The organism is Providencia sp. PROV197, from assembly GCF_028479625.1.
Classification (GTDB): Bacteria; Pseudomonadota; Gammaproteobacteria; order Enterobacterales; family Enterobacteriaceae; genus Providencia; species Providencia vermicola.
This window is the reverse complement of the sequence record NZ_JAMPNZ010000010.1, coordinates 1-15,960: the sequence shown is the minus strand read 5'-3', so window position 1 is coordinate 15,960 and position 15,960 is coordinate 1. Positions and strand designations below refer to the sequence as shown.

Below are 15,960 nucleotides of genomic sequence, written 5' to 3'. Positions count from 1 at the left end.
CAGAGGTTAAAGTGAAAGGATTTATCTATTCGCCAAGAAATGTATCGTCTCTATTGCTTCTTACATTATTTCTTTCGCCACAAATGGCGGCATCACCTCATGGATGGGGAAAAGTCACAATGAACGGCGAAATAGTCGATACTGCCTGTGCAATAGATATCGGGTCAAGGGATCAGACCATTAATATGGGGGTTCTTCCAATAAGCTATATTCGCGAAGTTGGGAAAGGCCCCATAAAAGAATTCAATATTAAGCTCGTTGATTGCCGTTGGGAAAAATATTCAAAAGATAATAACGAATGGAATTCACTCGAAGTCACTTTTGATGGTCCATCAGAAGGTGATTTTTTCACACTCTCGGGTGAAGCAAAAGGAGTGCAATTGGCACTGCATGATATCTCGGGATACTCCATTACACCAGGGAAGCCATTGCCTGCACAAGGAATTACCCCTGGCACAATGATACTGAAATATCAAATGCAATTAGTCACCAATTATCATCCTGTTAAAGCGGGTAATTACCAAACCTTATTAAGGTTCAAGGTCGATTATTATTAATTCTAAAAGTTATATTGGTGTTTTAGGGATGTTTTTTATGTTTTTTAAACAACACAAAATAAATATAATAACGACAACGATAATGTTCGCTTTTGGGTCATTATCTGCCCAGTTATATGCTGCTGATACTATACAATTTAATACAGCATTATTTGATTTAGAAGACAAAAAAAACATCGATATTAAGCAATTCTCACGTGCTGGCTATATTATGCCTGGCACTTACCCTCTAAAAATACAATTAAATAAAGAAACTCTGCCTGAACAACGATTTTCTTTTTATGCGCCTGAAAATGACCCTGAAGCAAGCCTTGTATGTATTACACAAGAACAAGTCCAACAATTAGGGCTAACAGCGGACTCATTGAAGAAAATTACGTGGTGGCATAATAATGAGTGTCTTGATTTACTCAGTTTACCTGGCTTTCAAGCTCAGGGAGATTTATCTGACGCAACATTATACCTAAGTATTCCTCAAGCCTATCTTGAATATAGAACCGCTAACTGGGATCCACCCTCTCTTTGGGATGAGGGGATTTCAGGAGCTATTTTAGACTACAACATTAATGCAAGAGCCAATAAACCTCATGATAACAATAGTAATTATAATGTGACGGCAAATGGTGTTGCGGGTGTTAACCTCGGTGCATGGCGCTTCAGGGGCGATTGGCAGGGACGTGCTCAACGAGAAACTGGCTCAAACAGTAAAAATGAGCATGATTTCCAATGGAGCCGACTTTATGCTTATAAAGCTTTAACTAGCATTAAAGCAAAACTGACTTTGGGTGAAGACTATTTTAATACGGATTTATTCGACAGTTTTCGATTCACTGGGATTAGCTTACGCTCAGATATCTTAATGCTTCCACCGAACTTACGTGGATATGCGCCAGAAATCACAGGTGTTGCAACCACCAATGCAACGGTCATTATTAGTCAACAAGGGCGAGTTATTTACCAAGAACAAGTTGCTGCTGGGCCTTTTCGTGTCCAAAACTTAAGCGATGCAACGACGGGTAAACTGGATGTTCGAATCGAAGAACAGGATGGTTCTGTTCAAGAATATCAAGTTGAAACGGCTAATATCCCTTATTTAACGCGCCCAGGTAGTATTCGATATAAATTAGCAATGGGTCGACCAACCGATATGGATCACCATGTTAACGGAGACACATTCGCAAGTGGTGAAATGTCATGGGGAGTCACCAATGGTTGGTCATTGCTCGCAGGCTCATTAAATAGCCAAGACTATAATGCATTCAACGTAGGTGTAGGTCGCGATCTATTAGCATTTGGTGCTTTGTCTTTCGATATTACGCATTCTATTGCAAATATTCCGAATGATAAAAAACTGACAGGTAACTCTTATCGGATAAACTATTCGAAGCGCTTTGATGACTATGATAGCCAAGTCCAATTCGCAGGTTACCGCTTCTCTGAGCGCAGTTTTATGACTGTAACTGATTTTTTAACGGCTAAAGATTCAGGCGAACGCCAAGGCAGTAATAAGGAAATGTATGTGATTTCTCTAAATAAAAATTTTAGAGAACCAAGGATCACTGCTTATTTAAATTATTCGCACCAAACCTATTGGGATAAGCCAGAAAGCAATCGCTACAATTTAATGGTAACAAAAACCTTAGATTGGGGAAGCCTGAAAAATATTAATATTTCATTATCGGCGTACCGCAATAAATATAACGAAACAAATGATGACGGTCTTTATATTTCAGCATCAATGCCTTGGGGAAATGGTGCCAATATCGGCTATTCATTACAAGCAACACGGGACGACACCGTTAACCGGGCAACTTATTATGACAAGCTGTCTGATAGAACCAATTACCAAGTCAGCGCAGGGTCAACCAATAAAGGTGGAACCGCAAGCACCTATATTACTCATTACGGCGATAATACGAAGTTAACCGCAAATGCCAGCTATATTCACAATAATTACACGTCATTTGGATTAGGGGCTCAAGGCGGATTCACTATGACGTTAAAAGGTGCGGATGCTCACCGAGTTTCAAATATTGGCGGCACTCGTTTACTCATAGACACTGACGGCGTAGCTAAAATCCCCGTATCAGACCGTGGTATCCCTATTGCATCGAATGCATTCGGTAAAGTGGTCGTGCCTGACTTAAATAGTTACTACCGCAGTAAAGTTAAAGTCGATTTAAATGCATTACCGAATAATGCCGAGGTGACTGATTCTATTGTCCAGGCCACATTAACAGAAGGCGCAATTGGCTACCGTAAATTTAATGTATTGTCTGGTGAAAAAATGATGCTTTCAATGCGTATGTCTGACGGCTCTGCGCCGCCATTTGGTGCTCAGATTACTAATTTGAAAGGAAAAGAAACAGGGATCGTCACTGATAATGGATATGCCTACGTCAGTGGTATCAATCCAAATGAAGTCATGATTATTCATTGGGGTGGCGCAGCTCAATGTGAAATTCATTTTCCTGAGAACTTAGAAACAATTAGCCAAGGATTATTCATTCCTTGTAAGCCACTATCAAATAAACGTAATGAAACAGATAATAATCTGTAACTGAGTGATTGCTATGAAAAAATTAACTAATTTATATATCAGTACTATTTTATTAAGCAGTTTAGTTAGCGGAAGCGCTTTCTCAGCAATTGCTTTAGATAGAACTCGCATTATTTTTAATGGCGATCAAAAAAGCGTTTCAATTACTATTACCAATAAAAATAACCAACTGCCTTATTTAGCCCAAGGCTGGGTAGAAAATATTCAAGGAGTGAAAGTTACCTCTCCTTTTGCAGTATTACCCCCAGTGCAAAGAGTTGAACCCGAAAAATCAAGCCAAGTTCGTGTTGAAGCGCTTCCTGAAATAAACCAGTTACCTCAAGATAGAGAAAGCGTTTATTACTTTAATTTAAGAGAGATACCACCTAAAAGTGATAAGCCGAATGTTTTACAATTAGCATTACAAAGCAAAATTAAATTATTTTACCGCCCGAAAAGTATCATGCTAAGTGAAACGGAAATGTTGAATAACCCTTGGCAGGAAAAAACACAGCTGATTAAACAAGGCGACCAATATATTATTAAAAATCCAACGCCTTTTTATATCACCATTATTGGCGCTGCGGAGCGTATCAACTCACCAGTAAATCAAAACTTTAAAGCCGTTATGGTCGCACCATTTAGCGAAGAAAATTTAGGTGTCCCAAGTTCCACCGTTGGTGCGAACCCAGTACTAACCTACATCAATGACTACGGTGGCCGTCCTAAATTGCAATTCAAATGCCAAGCCAGCACATGTCAGGTTGTTCCTGAAAATAAATAGAGAGGAAAAGATGATTAATCAAAAAAGTCTTACCTTACTTCTCGGGCTTTCTCTGATATTTCCACCGTCTGTCATATATGGGGCGTCCTCGAATGCCTTTCATGACGCCACAGGAAATTGGGATGTCGAAGGCACCAATGGAAAAATTTTTGTTTACGGCTCCTTAACTGAGAGTGCTTGCCATTTATCGATGGACTCTGCATTTCAATCTGTTGATTTGGGGAATGTTGAAACTGCGTCATTAAAAGCAATTGGCGCACAAGGCCATAAAACCCCGATTAATATTGAATTGCTGGATTGTATCGACACACCAACCGCCCTAAGAAATGATAAATCGGGCAATGTCACATGGAGCACTTCCCAGCCAGGGATGAAAATTCGGTTTATTGCCCCTGTCATTCCGTTTCGCCCTAACATTGCCAGCGTAGAAGGTGTTACTGGATTGGGATTACAAATCACCAACCCAAAAGGAAAAGAAATCGCCTTTGGTGAGTACAGCGAACCACAACTTATTTCGTCTGGGCAAAATATTTTAACTTATTACGTAGCCCCCGTCAGAGTTGCAGAAAAATTACAGGCAGGCGCATACCGAAGCATTATTTCTTTCCAAATAACCTATGAATAAGCTAATTCAATTAGCGGATAGAGCATTGAAGGTCTTTATATGAATAACTTAAATTTCAATTTTTACAAATTTAAAAAAATAATACTCTTCATGCTATTCAGTTTGTTATTTTTTTCATTGCCGAGCCATGCAAAAAATGGCCAAATCGGTGAAATTAAGATAAGAGGACAGCTTGTCGCTGAAGCTTGCACGGTAAGGCCTGGTGATGAAAATATCATTGTAGATTTTGGTACTATCGTCAATAAGTATCTCTATATTAACCAAAAAACACCACTGGAAAATTTTAATATTCACCTAGATGACTGTGATAATAGTATCTTTAAAACAGTGACAGTTAAGTTTACTGGAACCGAAAATAGCTATTTACCAGGCCTCCTTGCATTAGATTCTGGCAGCATGGCTTCGGGTATAGGAATTGAAATTTTAGAATACAATGGTAAAAAAATTCCCATTAATAGTACGACGCCCGCATACAATCTAGAGAATGGCACAAATATATTAAGTTTTAATGCGAATGTGCAAGGGGAACCCGATGCAATAAAAAATAAAAGCATTGCATTTGGCCATTTTACTGCAACCGCTATTTTTAGTTTAATTTATGATTAAGGTATCAGTAACAATGAAGATATTAATATTACTTCTCGCAACCTTATTATTCTCCCCGACCATATTTGCATTCCAATGTAAAACAAATGGGGGCCAAGAGGTTGGCGGCGGAACACAAAGCATACAAGATGTTCCTCTTGATAATGATATTTTTGCTGTACCTAATCGAATTAATGAATTCGCGGATGTGAGCGACTTTATGACCTGCCGCAATGAAGCGCCCTCCGCCTATGTCGACTACCTGAATGTCACAGGCGCTGACTTAGGCCCTGCGTTTAAAAATAATCCTGAATTAAAAGCTGGTGTTGTTATACGCGGTGCTTATTATTTAGCACCATTTAGTGGTCAAGAAATTCCAGTTTTCCGTTTAACCACCGCTTCTGAGCCCTTGCAAATTAAGTTATATTTGCAAGTGAATGTTAAGCCTACACCTTCAGTTTTAGTCAGAAAAGGAGATTTATTGATGACACTTGATCTCCATAAATATGCAACATTTGTAGGCAGCAACCAACATATTGACCACGCTTATTTTAAATGGAATTTCTATGCTGGAAATGATGTGGTTGTAGGAACAGGGACATGTGATATCAATGATAACCAAATCATTATTGTTGATTTTGAAACGGTTAATGCATCAGGTATTTCAACAGTGGGTAGTGCGAGCCGTTTTCAGCGTAATGTTGAGATCACATATAGCTGTGAAGATAATAACCTAACAGCACCAATAAAAATGATTTTAAGTGGTGAAACATCAACCTTTTCAGGAGATGCGCTACTCGTCAGAACAGGTGATATCGGCAGTCAAGGCCCGATGATGCCAGGATTAGGTGTAGAGATTTATCATCAAGGACAACGTGTTTCCCCAATGAATGGGCATTTCAATTCAAAAATCGAAAATGGCCATGGGAGAGATACATTAATGTTTACGTTAGTAAAGAAGCCAAATTTATCGCCAAATGAGCTCATCGAAGGCCAGTTTAACTCTGCAGCAACAATTATTATGTCTACACCATAGTGTTATAAAGAGGCTTTTACTTATTAAAAGCCTCTTTTGCATTAATTATTCACAATTCCCGACCGAGTAATATTTATCGAAAATAACTATATATTTTCGGCTTTTCTTTTTTAAGCGTACATCGTTAAACTCTTGATTAGGCAACAAATAAAAGACGTAAGGCTCCGAGTCATCATCAGCATCACAGCTGTCATGTAATAACACCCTAAAATAAGTATTACCCGTATTTTTTAGTACCCCATCATTTGAATTAAGGTTGTATTTAAAGTCAGGTTTTTTAGGTCTCACGACAAAATAGGTTTCTAAGCTAACCGTTGGGTAAAATAATGGCTGCTTTTTTTTCCCGTCATCATTACGCATATCCAAAGGCGTTTCGCTAATAATAATCTTATAATAGCGCTCAGTTTCATCCGCTTGCCCTCGATAAAAAATCTTAAAAAACTCCTGCTCTCCTGGTAATAAAATTTTCTTCAGCGGAGTAAAGATAATTTCACCATTGAGTATCGGCTCACCCTGTTCTTGGCCACCTGGTCTATCAATTTTATAAGCGCTAAAATTATATAAATTCGTTTTTTTCGTATCATTAACGTATGGCTTAGAAAAAAACTCTTGGCCCGAATCCATCGAAGAAATATCTGAGTTGATATATAACGCAAATGCGTTGTTGTAAAACGAAAACAACACCATCAAAAATAGGATTTTAAGCAAAGAGAAGCGTTTCATAATAAAAATCCGCTATTAAATTGAAGGAAGAATTGGTACCAATAAAAAAGCTACTTGCGTCTTTACAAGTAGCCACAAAATAGCCATTAAAGTTATTGAATATCAGGTCCCGTCCAAATCGCCTTAACGGTAATCGTCCCACTTGCTGAAACTGTCCCTAACCAATCAATACCGTCTAATGTGAAAAACGAATTAGCGTCATTCATTGGGAATGATAAGTCTAAATCAGTACGATAAAAAGAACCGAGATCTTCATTTGGCCGGTCCCAGGGGGTCTCCGCCCATAATGCGTTTTTCAATGAAATTTCATTATTATCACAACTAGCGCGGTATGACTCCTTCACCCCACTGCCATTTTTAAATGAAAGGTAGGCAGAAAAAGGGACATTAAATTTGTTATCACTTGAAGTGAATAAACAGTACGACTGACCTTTTAATGTTGTTTGGGGCCCCTCAACTTTTGCCGTAATAGAGTCTGCCTGTCTTGGGCCACTGGTCGTCACAATATAATTAAATTCTATCGGCGGCTCTTCGCTACCGACCTTACCCGTTTTCGATTGATTTGGATTAAAGTCTGCAGGAATAATGCTAATTCCATAATCTCTCGGTTTAATTATTAAGTAGTTTGATGGCGTAAATTCATAAAAACCAGACTGTGGCAGTGGAGATTGAAAACCAAATGTATAAACACTGTCTGCCAATGTCACGGTTGAATTTGGCGAGGCATCAACAATCGATTTTAAATACGCATTGGAAAGAAAGACTTCAATATTCTGTGAGCCATTATTAAAAATTTCAGACATATTTGTTGTTGAAGACCAATTTGTCCAACGTGTACTGTTAGTTCCTTTATATTTAATAGATGCCGCAGCTGGCGCCCTCGCTAAACCTAACTTTGCACTATCAATATACATACGGACAGTAAATGAGCCACTAATTGATGAACCTTTAGTTTCTAACTCCACTAATTTACAAATCACACCAGAAGCATTTGCCACAATACCTGTGGAACAAAAATTAGAACCCAGCCCAATGGTTGGATTCCCATTGCTGTCCACAAACACCTCTTGCAAGGCGCCAGTGCCTTTCAAAATAATGTTCCCTTTTTTATTGGTTGGAATGTAGTGTTGCTGCGTACTTGTTCGCCCCCCGCTGGTCATACACGTTGTATTACTTAAATTATAATCATCACGACTTGTACATGTTCTTAAATCAAACGTGTATTCGGTTCCTGGCGGGATTTCCGCTAACCAACGATAAAATGCTTCCGAGAAAATAGGCCTTGAATAACCCGATTCACCTGGCGTACCTGTTTGCTGTATTTTATATGCGCCATTATCCCGTAATTGCTGAGCAGGCCAATAAGAGGTTGCAGGGCAATTTCGGTTGTTCGTCATACAACGGTTTCCAATAAAGGGTTGGTTAACAGGGGAATTTTCTAACCAAATATCGCCTATATTATACGTTGAGCTAAATGGTGTACCTGTATATCCCATATAGCCTAAACTTAATTGACTATTACGCTGATATTTTGTGAAAACATTGGAACCCGAAAAACGCGGATCAACCCTATTTGCCACAATAAAAAATTCATTATCAACTTGGTTTTCAACAATGACATATTCTTGCAGGGGTGCGGTTGCTGCAAAAGAATTCGGCGTTAAAACAGCGAATGAAAAAAAGAGTGCTGTTATCGATAATAATCGCATATTAAATTAGCCTTTAAAGAGATAATTAACGTTTAGCAAATGCTTCTTGAGGCTCACAAGTCACCTCGCCAACCCACAATGCACCGCGTGCACCTTGCAGGTTTAAGTCTGCTTCACAAATAGTCTGTTGGTCGTCCTGTAATAACGATATCACTGGGTATCGAACATCAACGTCCATGGAAAACTCACCATTTTGGTCGGTTTTTGTTCGACCGATATGGTTTCGAATGGAAGCATATTTTATATATTCGCCATTAGGCGATTTCAGACGACCAAATACGGTCACTAGTTGCCTAACTTCAGGTTGATAAAGGGCAATATTTCCTGGATATAATGTAACGGACTTGTTTCGACCAGAGACAATATCAAAACTGTCTTTTGATTTGCCGTCATTCATTAATTGGATGTCATAATCAGAATAAGGAGACAATGGAATAAACGTATTTTTTCCACTAATTGGGTAGTTTTGGCCATTCACTTTCGCGACCATACTGCCACTACCTTTAATATCTGAATTAATAATCACGCCAGATTTACCTTGCTGCCCGCTAGGCGTGATCATTCCGTCACTATAGGCTACTGAGCCGCGCGAAGTTAAGTTACCATTGAGCCGGTTATTATCAGGCCTATTAATCGTCACAGTCCCTGAATTATATTTTGTGTCGTAAGACGCATAGCCCAACGTTGAAAAATCAGACTCGCCATTATCTTTATCACGAACTAATTTTGAAACTGAAACACCTGCATTGGTAATCACGGAATTTTCAAAATTCTTATTCGCATAAATATTGGCTTTTACGTTACCGTTTGTCGAAGAAACGCCAGTACTAAGCCATGTAGAGAGCGGCAAAGAGAAATCAAGATTCACGTATTTTTCGTTGGTACTGTTTTGATTATCATAATGATAACGCTGAACACCCGCTCTTAATCCTACCGTGCCATAACGACCCGAGAATAATGTGTTCGCGTACTCATAGTTGATTGAATCACTGCCGACACGGCGGTCTTTGGTGTTACTAATAGTAAACGAGCCTGTTCTATCAATGATTTTGTCAAAGTTAATCGTGCCGCCGTAAGAATAGCTATCCGCATCATAAAGCGGTAAATCGCCCGTCACGACGGTCTTTTCTTTAGATGCCCATAAAGAACCGTACCCTTCGGGGATATTGACCGAAACCGTCGCAATATTACGGTGACTGCCATGATTTTCTAACATGCCCTGCCAAGCAACTGAAATATAGTTATTTAAAGTGGCGTTAACGCTGGTTTCTTGTACAACAAACTTATCAAACCCATAGTTGGACATTTGGAAACGAATACCCGATAACACTGGGAAGTTATAAGCAAAAGAAACACCCGCTAAATAACTTTTTTCAGGGGTCTGACTAGGTGAGCCTTCACCTCTCACATAATGGCGCTTATCAAAATCAATATATCCACCGTAAATTTCCCAATTTAGCTTGTCGTAATTTCCCGTTATCGCACCGAAGGATTTATTAATTGTTTGGTGCTGTGTGGTGACAACTTTCCCATCAACAACCGTTTCGATAGTGACTTCGTAAATACCATAAGGCAATACGCTCGTATCAACCTCAAAATTACCCATCGGGAAATTTTGAATGTTCAATAATTTACCTTGACGGTAAATACGCACTTCCCCAGGACTATTTAAAAAAGCATAAATGGGTGTTAATGACTGTTGTTTATTCACCACCATACTGGATGAATTATTCCCGATGGAAGCGGCATAAATTTTACTGCTACTAAGGGCGGTTAAACTGGCAATCGATTGTAAATTCCATGTGCTCATTAAACCTAGCGCAAAGCGAAATCCATTAAAATCACGTTCATACATTGCACGGTAAAGTTCAACGTTCGAATTCGATTTTCCAATACTGTACGCTGAGGCGTTCACATTAAAATGATGTTCTGCAGCAGCAAATAAGGTATCTAAATTAAAATAGCTACTTGATGAATCTTTCGCGTCTTTGACTCGGCTCTGAAACACCCCTAAATCATAATTGGCGACGGCTGAAAATGAATTAACTGAAGAATTTCCTAAGACAGATTGTCTCGCATGCTCTTTTGCTGCAAATGCGGCTTTATCAACATCTAATGATAGGTTGAATGAAGAGATGTTTAATTGAAGAACGGCATTGTTATCAATAACAATCCCATTATTTTCATTAAAAATAGCATTTTGCTTACTTTCAAGCTTATCAACTAATAAATTATTGAGTTTCGCACCCTGATCATTCTCAATGAGATGAAGACTTGATAATTTAATTTTACCCTGATCAATGACAATAACTGCATCCGCAATTTTGCTTTCACTCTGACTTTTTTTAGCCTCATCATTCAGACGTAAAAAAACAGGCACAGACATTCCTTCCTCCAATGCACTCACAAATGCAGGAGGAATAATATATCCGCCAATCTTAATACTTTTCATTTCATCAGCATTAATCGAATTCGAAAATATAATACTCAATATTGATAAAGCAATAGCACTCTTACGCATGATTTAAGTCCATTCTTCATTATTTGACAACAATGAACTCTCCTTTGTGCCAAATACCTACGCTTGATTTTTTATTTGAGAGATCGACAAATTGCAATTTAACGGCTAAATGTGGCATAAGGTAATATCGCTCACGACAAACACCATCCACTGCATATTTTTGTTTTTCTGCTAAACACGGTCCTGAAGCCACAACACGAAAAGAACTATTACCCGTATTCGCAACTTGGGAATTAATATATTGGTAATTAAAATTTTCAATTCTTGGTGCGACAACTAAAATCGTGCTAATTGTTGCCGATGTCGTTGCTGATGCTGATTTTGAACTTTGTGTAACACCACTTTCACCAATAGGGTCATCTTTCCAATTCAATCTGTAATAGCGTTCTTTATCGTCCTTTGGCCCCTGATAAATAATTTTAAACACATCTTTTGCTTTACCTGGCAGAATTAAATTAGCTGGTGTTGACAATATTTCATTAGGATCATTGACAGGAATAACCTTTCCATTTTCAAGTGGAGAGTCAATTTTTTCGATTGTTAGATTTACCAGCCTTGCTGTATCAACTGTATTTTCAATTTCTTTCGCTATCGTGTCTTCATCGGATGGTATTATCTCAGTAATATTCCCCACATTAACAGCGAAGCTATTTTTTAATGGGAGCCATGATAATAAAATTAATGCTAATGTTATTTTTTTCATAATCATAAATTTCTAAGAAAGGAATAACGATAAAGATATTATTTCCCTATAGTATCTTTATCGTAGTATTCAATTATCCAATAAAGGGATAATTAAGGAGCTGGAGTAAAAGTACCGTCCCAAGTCGCGGTAAATTGAACTTTTACATCACCATCCCATGTACCATCGGTCAGTGCTTTAAAGTCTGTTGCTGCACCAGCAGCTTCTGCGCTTGCAATAACAAAGGTGAATTCACCGCGGTCTGTTGCACGCTCAGAACCGTTATAGATACCATCAGCAGCTAAGTTATCTAAACCAGAAGTTAAGCCTTTTGATGTATCAATTAAAACTAAATCTGTATTTTTATTAAGATCTTCACCATTCCATTTAACACCAACCGTTAATTTAGAATCGTCAGTTGTTCTTGCTAATGTGTTCGCAATAATTTTTGATGCTAATTTAAAGTCTGTAGCGCCTGCTTGCCCTTGAATTGCAATATCGAACGCACCATTTTGCTGGTTAAAGCTTTTTTGGCCTTCAGCATAATTAAACGTTAAACTTTTTAATGGAGTAACAACTAACATACTTGTTGTATCTTTAATTGCGGTTGCTTGCCAAGTTGCAGTCGCTTGAGCTGTACGTGTATCGGCATTAGCAACGGTTGCAAAAGACGCAGCAATAACTGTTGATAGCAAAACAGATGCCATTTTTTTATTTAACATATTATTCTCTCTAATTTAATTTATATCAAAAAATAATTACATAGTATAAAAAACACTTTTAACCGTGCTTTTTATAAAATATAATCAATAAAATAATCAGAAAACCTGATTATTTTATTCTGCCTGTTCTAATAATTAGAAATTATTAATGAAGCTTTTAGTAGAATAGCCTTTCCATGAAAGGTATTTATTTTTACTTTCGTTTTTATCTGTTTTTATTCCAATCACTGATTCATCTTCAAGAAATCGAAGTACGTCAATCCATCTTTTATCTAATATTCTCAAAAATTGTTCTAATTGATCTAACGTGATAGCTGTGGTCCCTATTTCATAACGTGAGATTTGCTGTTGACTAATATTCATTAATTTAGCCATCTGTTTTCCTGTCATGTTTCTTTCTTTACGGGCACGTCTTAAAAAAATACCGACATGACAACTAATTATATTAGATTTCATTAACCACACTCCAATATAAAATAATTAATTAAACATTTAACTTTTATTAATAATAAATACATTAAAATAAGAGTAAAAACGTTTATATCGATCGAATCGCTTTATTTGATAGGCATAGACTATTAAATGATGAATATCGATCACTTTAACTGATTGATATACACATTTAATGTGTATTTAAGTTAAGGAATGGATAATTAACTATATGATAAATATATTAATTAAATATTATTAGTATATTATAATTTATGGAGTGTATTATTGAGAGTAATTCCGAACGATTAATTACTCTCATAAGGATTAAAACACATAAAGTTACATTGAATTACAAATTGACACAAAACACATTAATTTTAATTATAAAAACTCATAATATGAGTGAAACAATAAACTATAAATATGGATGATTTTAGTTTTACCCATAAAAAGTAATGGCCAAGCCAATATTTATCTCTAAAAAAATAAAAATTCAACTTAATAAACCAATGAAAAAGTAAGGCAAAATGCGACTATCAGCCTATTCTCGTGATGTATTTACCTTTACCAATATTACGAGTATGCGTAAATTAAATTTATCATCGATATTTAGGCGATTACGCGTTTAAACCCAAAAAAGAAGCCAGCCTCTTTAACACACTACATCGATATTAAGTGGATTTACCTAGAATAACAAACGATATTATAACAATGGGAATTTATTAACGTTATCTAGCTAAGAGCGCCATATAAAATAGCGCTCTGGTACTCATCAATTTTCTGCTCTATCCAAGGACTAATTCTTACATGAATTCAACCGTTTTACCGTTTCTTCAATATCGATTTCATCTTCTGAAAACGTCAATGTGGTGCCATGTAGCGTAGTGATAGCTAATTTTTTCAGTGAGCGCATATCACCAGGTTTAATTTCCGTTTTTGGACGAATGCTGCTCATCAGCGCACCTACCGATAACACGGTATTCGCTTTATCAATACCCGCATCTGCGGGAACTTCTTCACTGTATACAAGGAAAGATTTAATTGAAGTGATTTTCAAACGCTCGCCCGCAATAAAAATATACTTGCTTTCAGGGATCACTTTAACAGCAAAAGCAGACAAGCCTTTATTATTGGTTGTTGGTTCAAAGGTGATTTCTGCACCCTTTTTGATCAGTTCAGGGTTAGCAACCTTAATCACATGGAAATAACGGTTATCTCCGTTCTCATCTTTGATAAATCCAAAGCCTTTATCTTCAAACCACGTTGTGATTGTTCCTTTCATTGCATTACCACCTAATTAATCGTTTTAAACTCAGTTTCTCTGACGGCAGTATAAAGCACAATGTAGGCTCAGACCATGCCTTTGGTTTTTAGCTGGATGATAAATTTACAACACCCCAAGGCGACGGCAGATGATAAATTAGTTATTATTCTTTCCCCTTTTTTATTTAGAGAAGTCGATGTCTACGATTATTGATACCTTTATTGCCCCGCCTTGCTATGAGCAGGTTGATGTCCTCTATCAAGACGAACATTTACTGATTATCAATAAACCTTCGGGATTACTCAGCCTTTCAGGGAAAAACCCTCAGAATTTAGATTCTGTACATTATCGACTGGTGAAGTTATTTCCAGATTGTACCCTTGTCCATCGATTAGATTTTGGCACTTCAGGGCTGATGATCATTGCCCTTAATAAAGTCATCAATGCCGCACTTTGCCAACAGTTTAGCCAACGTACTGTTGCTAAAGTTTATCAAGCGCTACTGTGCGGGCACTTGAATGATAACGAAGGGATAATTGATGCGCCGATAGCAAAAGACCCTGCGTTATTTCCACGGATGTCTATTTGCAAAGTGAATGGAAAACCCGCACGTTCCCGTTATTTGGTACTGGAACGCTTTCAACAAGAAATAGTGGGTGGTACAACTGTCCCATTAACACGAGTGCAGCTCACCCCTGAAACGGGGCGCACCCACCAGCTACGTATTCATTGCCAATATTTGGGGTATCCCATTTTGGGGTGCGATTTATATGGCGGCGAGTGTTTACCAGGTACAGAACATGCACCAAGGCTGATGTTACACGCCAGCGAGCTACGTTTTATACATCCGATCAGCCACAAACCACTTCATTTTATTCATGATAGCCCGTTCTAATACTCTATATAGCCCAAACTTTAATACTCTAAATAATTCAAGTTGCAGCTAGGCGACAAGAGAATGAGACGCTAGGAGCATACATAAGTATGTGACTAGTGCGAATGAACGCAGTCAACAACGCTGCAGCTTGAAGTATGACGAGTATTACCACATCAAATCATCAGGGATCTGGAACTCAGCGTACGGATCATCTTCATCCTGAGCTTCTTCACTCAACGCATTATTTAATACAATACTATCCACATCCCTTTGAGTAATTTTATCGGCCACAACCGCAGGAATAATCGCGTAGCCATTTACATCACTGTTATCAATGATTAAACGAGCAATCGCCAAGCGACCACTAATCAATTGTTTTTGTGTGGTTTTATCTACCATCACTTGTTTAATAACATTGTTGTCGGTGAAGTTAAAAGCGATATCGCCTTTCGCTATTTCAATTTTATTCATTTCGATCAGCTGCTTCACTTGCGCTTTGTATTCTTTTGACAGTGCAGCTTGTTTTTGTTGCTCACTCAGCTGTTTGTCACGCTCAAGCTGTGCTTTTTTGTTTTCTTCGACCGCTTCTCTGGCTTCCCGAGCTTGTACCCGTGATTTTTTCGCAGTTCGTTGAACTTTAGCCATTTTTTTACTGGTGACAAGCCCTGCCTGTAGCATCTGTTCTTGTAAAGTGAGTTTTGCCATTTCTATTTCCGCATCAATAAAATTGTCAGTGAGATAATGGGGGATTATACCTGTAATTTTTGAGCGTGTACCGAGTCGAGGGAAGAGGTTGGTATGTGAATGTGAAAAATGCCATTTGAGGTTGTTAACAAAGCAGGATAAAAGCGTGGTTTTTCCTGCTTTGTGTTATCAGCCGAAAATCAATGAATTGATTTTCCTC

At 37.8% G+C, this 15,960-nt stretch carries 15 protein-coding genes; 7 read left to right on the top strand and 8 right to left on the bottom strand.

What is annotated here, in order from left to right; translation table 11 throughout:
* Positions 1–11 precede the first annotated feature (11 nt).
* From PR808_RS05310 to PR808_RS05285, 6 genes are read left to right on the top strand one after another with little or no spacing between them, the layout of a single operon-like run.
* On the top strand, positions 12–557 hold the full coding sequence (locus PR808_RS05310) for a fimbrial protein (RefSeq protein ID WP_241016864.1): 546 nt from the start codon (positions 12–14) through the stop codon (positions 555–557).
* Positions 558–585: 28 nt separating this feature from the next.
* Positions 586–3,117 carry an outer membrane usher protein gene (locus tag PR808_RS05305; protein WP_206085159.1) on the top strand — a complete coding sequence of 844 codons (2,532 nt, stop codon included), beginning with the start codon at positions 586–588 and terminating at the stop codon, positions 3,115–3,117.
* Positions 3,118–3,130: 13 nt separating this feature from the next.
* Positions 3,131–3,880, top strand: coding sequence for a fimbria/pilus periplasmic chaperone (locus PR808_RS05300; protein ID WP_206085160.1), 750 nt, complete (start codon positions 3,131–3,133; stop codon positions 3,878–3,880).
* A 10-nt stretch (positions 3,881–3,890) separates the two neighbouring features.
* Positions 3,891–4,505 (top strand): fimbrial protein, encoded by a 615-nt coding sequence (locus PR808_RS05295; RefSeq protein WP_272538865.1) that lies wholly within the window; start codon positions 3,891–3,893, stop codon positions 4,503–4,505.
* Between the two features lie 39 nt (positions 4,506–4,544).
* Positions 4,545–5,111 (top strand): fimbrial protein, encoded by a 567-nt coding sequence (locus tag PR808_RS05290; protein WP_206085162.1) that lies wholly within the window; start codon positions 4,545–4,547, stop codon positions 5,109–5,111.
* A gap of 13 nt (positions 5,112–5,124) precedes the next feature.
* Complete coding sequence (locus tag PR808_RS05285) at positions 5,125–6,126, top strand: fimbrial protein (protein ID WP_272538864.1); 1,002 nt, start codon at positions 5,125–5,127, stop codon at positions 6,124–6,126.
* Between the two features lie 45 nt (positions 6,127–6,171).
* Here PR808_RS05285 and PR808_RS05280 read toward each other — a convergent pair whose 3' ends face one another.
* From PR808_RS05280 to PR808_RS05250, 7 genes are all read right to left on the bottom strand, one after another.
* A complete protein-coding gene (locus tag PR808_RS05280) occupies positions 6,172–6,849 on the bottom strand; it encodes a fimbrial protein (protein WP_206085164.1) in 678 nt (225 codons plus the stop codon).
* A gap of 92 nt (positions 6,850–6,941) precedes the next feature.
* On the bottom strand, positions 6,942–8,558 hold the full coding sequence (locus tag PR808_RS05275) for a fimbrial protein (RefSeq protein ID WP_206085165.1): 1,617 nt from the start codon (positions 8,556–8,558) through the stop codon (positions 6,942–6,944).
* Between the two features lie 25 nt (positions 8,559–8,583).
* Entirely contained in the window at positions 8,584–11,079 is a 2,496-nt protein-coding gene (locus PR808_RS05270) for a TcfC E-set like domain-containing protein (protein ID WP_206085166.1), read from the bottom strand.
* Positions 11,080–11,098: 19 nt separating this feature from the next.
* Positions 11,099–11,782, bottom strand: coding sequence for a hypothetical protein (locus PR808_RS05265; protein WP_206085167.1), 684 nt, complete (start codon positions 11,780–11,782; stop codon positions 11,099–11,101).
* 92 nt (positions 11,783–11,874) lie between these two features.
* A complete protein-coding gene (gene ecpA / locus PR808_RS05260) occupies positions 11,875–12,483 on the bottom strand; it encodes a common pilus major fimbrillin subunit EcpA (RefSeq protein WP_206085168.1) in 609 nt (202 codons plus the stop codon).
* 135 nt (positions 12,484–12,618) lie between these two features.
* Positions 12,619–12,939, bottom strand: coding sequence for a helix-turn-helix domain-containing protein (locus tag PR808_RS05255; protein WP_206085169.1), 321 nt, complete (start codon positions 12,937–12,939; stop codon positions 12,619–12,621).
* Positions 12,940–13,711: 772 nt separating this feature from the next.
* Complete coding sequence (locus tag PR808_RS05250; protein WP_206085170.1) at positions 13,712–14,197, bottom strand: cold-shock protein; 486 nt, start codon at positions 14,195–14,197, stop codon at positions 13,712–13,714.
* Between the two features lie 178 nt (positions 14,198–14,375).
* Here PR808_RS05250 and PR808_RS05245 point away from each other — a divergent pair, with 178 nt between their 5' ends.
* Entirely contained in the window at positions 14,376–15,074 is a 699-nt protein-coding gene (locus tag PR808_RS05245; RefSeq protein ID WP_272538862.1) for an RluA family pseudouridine synthase, read from the top strand.
* A gap of 147 nt (positions 15,075–15,221) precedes the next feature.
* Here the strand turns inward: PR808_RS05245 and PR808_RS05240 are convergent, their stop codons facing one another.
* On the bottom strand, positions 15,222–15,761 hold the full coding sequence (locus tag PR808_RS05240; RefSeq protein WP_206085172.1) for a DUF2058 domain-containing protein: 540 nt from the start codon (positions 15,759–15,761) through the stop codon (positions 15,222–15,224).
* Between the last annotated feature and the right edge of the window lie 199 nt (positions 15,762–15,960).